We start from the raw sequence: 9,255 nt of genomic DNA, 5'->3' as shown, positions 1-9,255 counted from the left end.
ACCCCCACCTTGGACAAGCCGTTCGCCGGCTCCCCGGCGCTGCGCTGGGCCGATGGCGAGACCGGCATCGTGCTGCCCGAGGCCAAGGCCGTCGGCCCGGTCCCCGAGGAGCGCGTGCGGCAGGCGCTGAAGCTGACGAAGAAGCTGCTGGTGGGCGCCAACCTCGACCCGAAGACGGTGCGCGGCGCCCGCCCCGAGGCAGCGCTCTCCGTGCTCGACCCCAAGCAGCCGGAACTCCTCGACGAACTCGACACCGCCCTGCGCACCCCGAGCGAGAAGCACGACCCGGTGACGCTGTTCAGCCGTTTCGACCCCGACGAGGTACGTCCGGTCGGCGACGTGGTCAAGACACGCGGGCGCATGACGTTCAAGAAGGGAACGCACGGAGGCGTGGCGGTACGCGCCGACTACACCTTCGTCTACCCCGTCGTGCGCGCCGACGGCCCCGTCGAGGTCACCCGCACCATCGTGCGCCGGGTGCTCGACGTGGAACTCGCCGACCCCGCGCAGTACGAGGTCACCCAGGGCCGGCTGCTGCTCCTGGAGTACGACCAGGAGATCGGCAACTCCTCCTGCGACGTCCACGACGGCTATCTGCACCCGTCGTTCTCGTCGAGCGAGCCCACGGGGGCCGCGCCGAGCGGCCCGACGACGGATCCGTACGACCGGAGCAGGGACCTCGACCGCGACCCCGACGAGTGCGGGACGGTGTCGCGCACCTGAGCAGAGCGAAGGGCCCCGCGGGGTGGAGCCGCGGGGCCCTTCTTCTCGTCAGCACCGACGTCAGGGCAGCGCCGGTGCCTGGAAGCGGCGCCGGGGGGGTGCGCCGCTGGTCTCGACCGACCCGACCGGACCATTGGTCTCGACCTCTGGCGGTCGGGCCATGCGGGTGTCCGCGGGAGGGCTTGGGCTGTCTAGGCATCGTGCTGGATGAATGCGGCGCCCGCAACCGTTCGACCCAGCCTTGGTGCATTTTTGCAAGGTCCGCCGGCCGGCCCCGGGCGTCCCCGGAGCCGGCCGTTCTCTTGGGTGACCGGGCTGCTGTCCCCTGCCGTCCGGTCACTTCGCCGGAGCGAGGTCCCACGACGCACGGCACGATCCGTACGTCTCATCGCTCCAGCGAGCCACGCGTGGTTTCTCTCGTGCCCGCGCCTGGCTGGCACGGACACCGGGACCAACGAGGCGGCTCGCGGGACGGTCACGCGTCGTACGGGTGAGAAGGGGGCGCACGCCTGTCCTGGGAACGGGGATTCAGATCCGGCCGCGGCACAGCTCCAGCAGGGTCATCGCGAGGGCCGTGCCCGGCTTGCCCAGCGCCTCCCGGTAGCGGCCGAGGACCTCCATCTCGCGGGAGAGGTTCACGCGCCGGCCGCCGGAGGAGATCCGGGCCTCCTGGATGACGGCGGAGACGGCCGCCCGTTCCTGGATCAGGCCGATGATCCGGTCGTCCAGCGCGTCGATGCGCTCACGCGCGCCGGTGATCACGCCGGCGGCCTCGGGGGTACGGGCGCCGGTCACGTCGGTGGCGTTCATGGGGCTCCTTGTCGTCGAGGGGTGCCCCGGAGCGGCAGGGCCCGGACGACGGCAGACGCCCCGGGCCTTGTCGGCCCGGGGCGCCTGGGAAGTCGCTTGTCAGTTGCTCAAGCAGCACGACCATGGCAGCCGGCGGGCCGGGTGCCATAGGTAAAGACGAACGTCTGGTGCTGGAGCATGGGGCAAGTATGCCCCGCTCCCCAGGGGCGTCCAACACGGTTCGCATCCTGAGACGGCCCCGGTCCCCGGCGCCCGGACGGTGTGCTGCGGCGCCCCGGTAGAATCGGGTGGCACAAGACCCCCGCCCCACCGCCGGAAGGCACCCTGTGTCATCAGCGACTCCCGCTGCCAGCGCCGCCGACACCGTCCTGGTCGTCGACTTCGGCGCGCAGTACGCCCAGCTCATCGCCCGTCGTGTCCGCGAGGCGCGGGTCTACAGCGAGATCGTGCCGAGCACCATGCCGGTCGCCGAGATGCTCGCCAAGAACCCCGCGGCGATCATCCTCTCCGGCGGCCCCTCGTCGGTGTACGAGGAGGGCGCCCCCCGCCTGGACCGCGAGCTCTTCGAGGCCGGCGTCCCCGTCTTCGGCATGTGCTACGGCTTCCAGCTGATGGCGCAGACCCTCGGCGGCACCGTCGACAACACCGGCGCCCGCGAGTACGGCCGCACGGAGCTGCACGTCTCCAGGTCGTCCTCCACCCTCTTCGAGGGCACCCCGGCCGAGCAGGCCGTGTGGATGTCGCACGGCGACGCCTGCTCCGCCGCCCCCGAGGGCTTCTCCGTCACGGCCTCCACGGACGTCGTGCCGGTCGCCGCCTTCGAGGACGACGAGAAGAAGCTGTACGGCGTCCAGTACCACCCCGAGGTGATGCACTCCACGCACGGGCAGCAGGTGCTGGAGCACTTCCTGTACCGGGGCGCGGGCCTGACCCCGTCCTGGACCACGGGCAGCGTGATCGAGGAGCAGGTCGCCGCGATCCGTGAGCAGGTCGGCGACAAGCGCGCCATCTGCGGACTGTCCGGCGGCGTGGACTCCGCCGTCGCCGCCGCCCTCGTCCAGAAGGCCATCGGCTCCCAGCTGACCTGCGTGTACGTCGACCACGGCCTGATGCGCAAGGGCGAGACCGAGCAGGTCGAGAAGGACTTCGTGGCCGCGACCGGCGTACAGCTGAAGGTCGTGGACGCCGAGGAGCGGTTCCTCAAGGCGCTCGCCGGGGTCTCGGACCCCGAGGAGAAGCGGAAGATCATCGGCCGTGAGTTCATCCGGGTCTTCGAGCAGGCCCAGGCCGAGATCATCGCGGACGAGGGCCCGGCGGTGGAGTTCCTCGTCCAGGGCACCCTCTACCCGGACGTGGTCGAGTCCGGTGGCGGCACCGGCACGGCCAACATCAAGTCCCACCACAACGTGGGCGGCCTGCCCGAGGACCTCGAGTTCCAGCTGATCGAGCCGCTGCGCAAGCTGTTCAAGGACGAGGTCCGCATGGTCGGCCAGGAGCTCGGCCTGCCGGACGAGATCGTCCAGCGCCAGCCCTTCCCCGGCCCCGGCCTCGGCATCCGGATCGTCGGCGAGGTCACCAAGGAGCGCCTGGACCTGCTGCGCGAGGCCGACGCCATCGCCCGCGAGGAGCTGACGGCGGCCGGCCTCGACCGGGACATCTGGCAGTGCCCGGTGGTCCTGCTCGCGGACGTCCGCAGCGTCGGCGTCCAGGGCGACGGCCGTACGTACGGCCACCCGATCGTCCTGCGGCCCGTCTCCTCCGAGGACGCGATGACCGCCGACTGGTCGCGCCTGCCGTACGACGTCCTCGCGAAGATCTCGACCCGGATCACCAACGAGGTGCGAGACGTCAACCGCGTCGTCCTCGACGTGACCTCGAAGCCGCCGGGGACGATCGAGTGGGAGTAGTTCCCAGGCCCTACGTGCGCTTGATCGTGCGCAGGGGCTCGCCGGGCGTCCAGATCTGGACGACGAGGAACTTGTCGTCCTCGACGTAGGTCCGTACGACCTCCGTGAGCTCGGTACGGAAGAGGTGGAACGGCTCCGGCGGTTCCACCTCTTCGACGTACCGCGCCTTCGTCTCCACGTCGTCGATCTCGATCGCCCGCCCGCTGATCCGCACGTCGCCGCCACCCATGCCCGTGCCCTCCCCGGGGTTCGCCTGGAGCGCGAAGCGCGGGTCGCGGCGCAGGTCGAGCGCCTTGAGCGAGTTCGGCATCATGCCGAGCCACAGTTCTCCGTTCAGGAACCGCACCTCCAGGCCGCTGGTGCGGGGCGAGCCGTCCTTCCGGAGGGTGGCGAGGACGTGGTGGGTGTAGGCGCCGAAGCGCTTCTCGACGGTAGCGGCCAGATCCGGTTCGGCGGTGGCGAAAGCCGCCCAGTTCGCTGTCATACGTCAGAGTCTGGCGCCGAAACCCGACATCCTCTGTCCGCTATTCGTGGGAACGGGGAGACCGGGGCGAAAGGGGTGCGCACGGGTGCTCACAGGGCGTTCGCCGGGGCGCTCGCCACACCCTCACTCGCCTCATCTTCACGAAACGGTTCTGTTCTTCCCTGCCCGACCGGCGGTAGCTTCCGCCCCGTACGTAGAACCAGCGCTGGAGGACCTATGCACGGGCCCACCCCGCCCCTGCCCCTGCCCACCGACCGGCTGCGGTTCGCGATGCCGCCGATGCACGAGTCGCTCGAGGACGAGCGCCGGCACCGCAAGGAACGGCTCGCGGGCGCCCTGCGGATCTTCGGGCGGCTCGGCTACGAGGACGGCGTGTCCGGGCACATCACCGCCCGCGACCCCGAGTACAGCGACTGCTTCTGGGTCAACCCGTTCGGGATTCCCTTCCGGCACGTCACCGTGAGCGACCTGGTGCTCGCCAACCAGGACGGCCAGGTCGTCGACGGCCGCTACCACGTCAACCAGGCCGCCTTCACCGTGCACGCCCAGGTCCACGCCGCCCGCCCCGACGTGGTCGCCGTCGCCCACTGCCACTCGGTGCACGGCCGGGCGCTCGCCGCCCTCGGCGAGCTGCTGGAGCCGATCACCCAGGAGAGCTGCGCCTTCTACGAGGACCACACCCTCTACGACGCCTACACCGGCGTCGCYGTCGACGCCGAGGAGGGGCGGCGCATCGCGGCCGCGCTCGGCTCCCGCAAGGCGCTCGTGCTGCGCAACCACGGCCTGCTGACCGTCGGCGACTCGGTGGACGCCGCCGCCTGGTGGTTCGTGTCGATGGAACGGTCCTGCCAGGTGCAGCTGACGGCGCAGGCGGCCGGGCGGCCGGTCCGCATCGACCACCGGATGGCGGTGGCGACGCGGGAGCAGGTGGGGGGCGACCTGGTGGCATGGATCAACTACCAGCCGATGTGGCAGGAGGTCAGCCGGAGCGAGCCGGATCTGCTGAGCTGACCGGATCTGCTGAGCTGAGCGGTCGGTCCGTCAGAAGCCGCGGAGCACCGCCGCCTTGGTCATGGCGAACTCCTCGTCGGTGAGCACACCGTCCCGGTGCAACTCGCCCAACTCGCGCAGGCGGCGCAGCAGTACGTCGTGGTGGTCGGCCGCGGGCGGTACGGCGGGCGCAAGGCGGGGGCCGTGCGTGTCGGCCTCGTGGTTCCCGGTCGCGGTGCGGGTGGACGGGTGCGGCAGCCTCGCGGTGACCGCCGTCGCGACGAGCGCGGTCAGCAGGTCCCGGCGGGCGCTGCCCCACAGGTCCAGGGCGTACGGGTCCTTCTCGGGCGGCAGTTTCGCGAACACCGTCTCGCGGGTGACGAAACGCAGAAAGCCGTCCTCGTGGCCGGAGTTCGGCAGCCACTCGACCCCAACCAGGTCACCCAGGCCGATGACGCGCGGGCCGGTGGCCCGTTTGACCCGCTCGGAGGTGTCGGCCCAGTCGATCCGTACCCGGGTGCCGTCGAAGGAGACCGTCCCGTCGGACGAGCGCACCGACACCGGAACCGGCGGGCCGGGCAGCAGGTAGGCCTTCGCCGGCTCCTTCGGGATCCGGTCGAGAAGCAGCGCGCGGCGGATCTCCTCGGCGACGTACTCGGCGACCCCGGTCCGGTCGACGTCCACCGCCAGCCGGTACGGATCGGCCGCGTCCGGCAGCCGCCCGCCGGTCGCCTGGAGCAGCGGGTCGGCGCCCTCCCGCAGCCGCAACCGGAGCCGTGCGCGCTTGCGTTCGGGTTCCATGGCGACCCCCGAGACCGCCTCCAGCGGCACGGCGACCTCTCCGTACGTCTGCCGGAACAGCGGCACGGAGCGGTGCAGACCGGGCGTGATCCGGACCGTGCTGCCGTCGAAGGCCCAGGTCCCGTCACGCTGGATGATCTCGGCCATAAGGGAATTCTCGCAGCCAGGTCAACACGACGCGCCGAAGTTCACCCGTGCTGACCGGACCGGGCGGACGCGGACCGCGTGGTGAAGGGATAATCCGCTGTCGTCGCACGGGAGTTGTGCAGCGGTGTTTCCGGGGTCCGGAAGACCGACGGTGGTTGGGTCGCGGGAAGGCGGGCGTCGGGCGTGACGGTGCGCGAGACGGGACAGGGCGGCGCGGATGCGGGTGGGTATGCGGACGCGGGTGCGTATGCGGGGCGGTACACCGGTGGGGCCGCGGGCGCGTATGGCGGTGGGTATGCGGGCGGCCACGGCGGCGTGCGGGGAGGTGCGCCCGGAGGTATGCACAGCGGTGTGCACGGAGGTGGGTGCGCCTGCGGGGACTGTCCGCACGGGGCGCGTGAGGGGCACCGGCGGGCCGTCGCCGCGTTCCTGCGCAGGCGCGACGAGTTCGCGGCCGGGCAGGGGCTGCCGGCCGCCGTGGCCCACTCCGCCTCGGCCTCCCGCCAGTGGGTCTCGGAGGAACTTGCGCAGTCCGCGGAACTCGTCGCCGAGCGCGGCCGGGCCGAGGGCAAGGCCTGGCTGGCCGGCCTGTGGCGCCGCACGGCGGGTGTGGTGTGGGCGGCCGTCGTGCTGTTGCTGCTCGGGCAGTCCCTCACCGCGGTCGGCGCGGGCTGGACGGCGGCCCGCACGGCCGGGCTGGCCGCCGCGCTGGTGGTCGCCGGGGCGCTGACGGCGGCGTCGTGGTTCCACCGGGCGAAGGGCGGTGCGCTGGCGCCCCTCATCGGTGAGGACAACCGGCTGTCCACCTCCCGTACGGTCGCCGGGGCGTGGGTGCTCTTCGTGGCCTACTCGGTGCTCGTGCTGGCCGGACGGCTGGCGGGAGCCTCCCGGCACGCCGACCGGGACGCGCTGCTCTCCGGGCTGGAACTCGCCCGCGGGGCGGGCGTCGTGACCGTGCTCGCCGTGGTGTGCGGGATCGCCGTGCTCGTGCGGCGGGTGGTCGGGCTGCGGGTGCTGGGGCAGCGGCTTCAGAAGGTGCCGGCCGACCGGCCGCGAGCCGCCGACCTGCTGACCGACGACGCGGGCCGGGGCACCTTCGCCGACATCCAGTACGTCGTGATCAGCGGCGTCGCCCTGGTCTTCGCTGCGGTACGGCTGGCCAGGCGGCCGGACCAGCTGCCGGATCTGCCGTGGGGGCCGGCGGTGGTGGTCCTGGTGTCGGCGGCGACGTACCTGGCCGGCAAGTACGCGGAGGGTGGGCGGCCGGTCATCCTCTCCGTCGTGCGGTCGCGGGAGGCGGGGGACCTGGACGGGCCGATCCGCACGGGCGACGACATCGAGATCCGGGGCGCCGGGTTCGTGCCGCCGGGCGCGCAGGGGGCGGACCGGCTGGCCCGGATGGTCGTCCGGGTCGGTGCCGTGCATGTGCACGTCCCGTTGGTGCCGGTGCCCGGGGGATTCAGCAACCCGACGGACACGCTGCTGACTGTGCCGGTTCCGGCGGATGTCGAGCCGGGGCGGGTGGAGGTGCAAGTGGTCACGGCGGCGGGGGTGGAGACGAACCGGTATGCGGTTGATGTGACGGAGTGAGGGCCGGCTTGTCGGGCCTGGCTGCGGGCAGCCGTGCCGCTCGTGGCCTGGCTCCCCGGTAACAAAAGCCGYCGCACGGGATTGAGCCGGGTCGGTTTGTCGTACGTATGGTCTGTTGAGGGGGTCTCGGCACCGGCGGGCGAGAGGCGGCTAGCAGCGATGACTCACGGCATGAGATCGGACACGCACACCCCCCACTTCGGCAGCGGAGGAGACTGGCGGGACACCGCCGTCCGCTACGCCCTCCTCCCGCTGCGGATCTTCCTCGGTGTCACCTTCATCTACGCCGGCCTGGACAAGCTCACCGACAGCGCCTTCATGAAGGACGCCGGTTCCGGCTCGATCGGCGACATGATGCGTGCCGTCCGTGACTCCTCCGCCATCCCCGCCCTGGTCGACCTCTCCCTGAAGAACCCTGTCGGCTTCGGCTACACCATCGCCTTCGGTGAACTGGTCGTCGGCATCGGCACCCTCCTCGGCCTGTTCGCCCGCCTGGCCGCACTCGGCGGCGCGCTGATCTCGCTCAGCCTGTGGCTGACCGTGAGCTGGGCCTCCGACCCGTACTACTACGGCAACGACCTCGCCTACCTCATGGCCTGGATCCCCCTCGTCCTCGCGGGCGCTCCCCTGCTCTCCGTGGATGCCTCCTTGCGGTCGCGGCGACGGCAGAGGGCAGGCGGGTACCGGTAGCGAGCGACAGTGAGCCGGGCGGCGGGCGGGGCTCTCGTCAGGCCGCCATGTCCGGGCCGGGCTCGTCGGTGGTGGTACGGCCCGACGTGCGGCGTCGGCGTACACGGCCCGTCAGGAATCCCACCGCGCCGGCCAGGCACAGCCCGCCCGTGACGAGAGGTATCGCCACGAACCACGGGGTCTCCCAAGCGCCGCCCGCGTCACCGGCGTAGAGGACGCCCACCAGGACGAGGACGGTGCCGACGACCAGTTTTCCGGGGTGAAGTTCATGACGCAGCACGGGCCACCTCCGCCTGTCCCATGCCGACCTGGAGATCCAGGTCGATGGTGCCCGACCTCCTGACGCCCTCGGCGGGGGAGAGGGTCATCTCCTGGTGCTGGCCCGGTTTCACGTCCACGTCCTTCTTGTCGTCGCCCGGCAGCTGAAGGTCTCCGAACCCCACGTCGACGCTCAGCCGCACGGTCACGTCCTCGGGCACGATCACCTTCACCTGGCCCACGCCGACGTCGGCGCGTGTCGTCACGGTCTGGTTCCGGCCTATGTCCACCCCGGTCAGGTCCAGGGTGCCGACGCCCGTGCCCAGGTCGTACCGCTGTCTCACGTCCGTCACCGAGGCGGGCTGCCAGGTCGTGCGCTCCCACTGTGTGCCGATGTTCTTGGGCAGTGCCGCCGAGCCGGCGAGCAGACCGGCCGTGATGATCGCCAGGAGGATCGAGCCGGCGCCGGTCCGCCCCAGGAAGGCGCTGACCGCTATGCCCAGGCCCAGGACGGCGAGGGCGCAGGACAGGCCGGTCTGGAGACTCGTGCCGAGCGGGTGTTGTTCCCAGGTCAGGCTCGTGCCCAGGGCACCCGCCGACAGGGCCAGCAGGAAGACCCAGCCGCCGATCCAGCGGGGGCCGCGCGGCTTGGGGGGCCGGGTGTGCGGGGATGGCATGTCCTCGCGGTCGCGGGGCTGGACACCGAGGCTGATGTTGACGGCTGCCGCGATGTCCAGGTCGCGGGAGTCGCGGGGGCCCCAGAGGTAGCCCGTGCCGCCTATGTGGGTGCCGTCCTTGACGATGGGGTCGCGCCACCAGGAGGGGGAGGTGAGGAACACCGGCGGCGCCTGCGGC

At 71.8% G+C, this 9,255-nt stretch carries 7 protein-coding genes and 3 pseudogenes; 5 read left to right on the top strand and 5 right to left on the bottom strand.

The genetic code is table 11. The annotated features are described in order from the left end of the window. Window positions 1-723: pseudogene (locus CA983_RS35435) on the top strand (hypothetical protein); the annotation flags it as partial. Between the two features lie 528 nt (window positions 724-1,251). On the opposite strand, the pseudogene CA983_RS35430 reads toward CA983_RS35435, so the two are convergent. Beyond that, window positions 1,252-1,551: pseudogene (locus CA983_RS35430) on the bottom strand (chorismate mutase); the annotation flags it as partial. A 308-nt stretch (window positions 1,552-1,859) separates the two neighbouring features. Between CA983_RS35430 and guaA the strand changes: the two are divergent. Beyond that, window positions 1,860-3,440: a glutamine-hydrolyzing GMP synthase gene (guaA, locus tag CA983_RS35425; RefSeq protein WP_086604849.1), complete on the top strand. Its 1,581-nt coding sequence runs from the start codon at window positions 1,860-1,862 to the stop codon at window positions 3,438-3,440. Between the two features lie 10 nt (window positions 3,441-3,450). On the opposite strand, the gene CA983_RS35420 is transcribed toward guaA, so the two are convergent. Beyond that, window positions 3,451-3,924 carry a pyridoxamine 5'-phosphate oxidase family protein gene (locus CA983_RS35420; RefSeq protein ID WP_086604848.1) on the bottom strand — a complete coding sequence of 158 codons (474 nt, stop codon included), beginning with the start codon at window positions 3,922-3,924 and terminating at the stop codon, window positions 3,451-3,453. 216 nt (window positions 3,925-4,140) lie between these two features. On the opposite strand from CA983_RS35420, the gene CA983_RS35415 reads away from it, so the two are divergent. Further along, window positions 4,141-4,935: a class II aldolase/adducin family protein gene (locus CA983_RS35415; protein WP_086604847.1), complete on the top strand. Its 795-nt coding sequence runs from the start codon at window positions 4,141-4,143 to the stop codon at window positions 4,933-4,935. A gap of 30 nt (window positions 4,936-4,965) precedes the next feature. Here the strand turns inward: CA983_RS35415 and CA983_RS35410 are convergent, their stop codons facing one another. Then, the gene (locus tag CA983_RS35410; protein ID WP_086604846.1) at window positions 4,966-5,862 is read right to left on the bottom strand and encodes a DUF4429 domain-containing protein; all 897 of its coding nucleotides are present in this window, start codon (window positions 5,860-5,862) and stop codon (window positions 4,966-4,968) included. Window positions 5,863-6,201: 339 nt separating this feature from the next. Here CA983_RS35410 and CA983_RS35405 point away from each other — a divergent pair, with 339 nt between their 5' ends. Together CA983_RS35405 and CA983_RS35400 are read left to right on the top strand one after the other, a co-directional pair. Then, complete coding sequence (locus CA983_RS35405) at window positions 6,202-7,452, top strand: hypothetical protein (protein ID WP_086604845.1); 1,251 nt, start codon at window positions 6,202-6,204, stop codon at window positions 7,450-7,452. A 159-nt stretch (window positions 7,453-7,611) separates the two neighbouring features. After that, a complete protein-coding gene (locus CA983_RS35400; RefSeq protein ID WP_167407526.1) occupies window positions 7,612-8,142 on the top strand; it encodes a DoxX family protein in 531 nt (176 codons plus the stop codon). Window positions 8,143-8,179: 37 nt separating this feature from the next. Here CA983_RS35400 and CA983_RS35395 read toward each other — a convergent pair whose 3' ends face one another. Then, a complete protein-coding gene (locus CA983_RS35395) occupies window positions 8,180-8,422 on the bottom strand; it encodes a hypothetical protein (protein ID WP_086604843.1) in 243 nt (80 codons plus the stop codon). Then, window positions 8,409-9,255: pseudogene (locus tag CA983_RS35390) on the bottom strand (LiaF domain-containing protein); the annotation flags it as partial. The gene CA983_RS35395 and the pseudogene CA983_RS35390, both read right to left, overlap by 14 nt.

The sequence above is a fragment of the Streptomyces swartbergensis genome, assembly GCF_002148965.1.
GTDB classification, from domain to species: Bacteria; Actinomycetota; Actinomycetes; order Streptomycetales; family Streptomycetaceae; genus Streptomyces; species Streptomyces swartbergensis.
The sequence above is the reverse complement of the archived record's forward strand: the minus strand, read 5'-3'. Positions and strand labels throughout refer to the sequence as shown.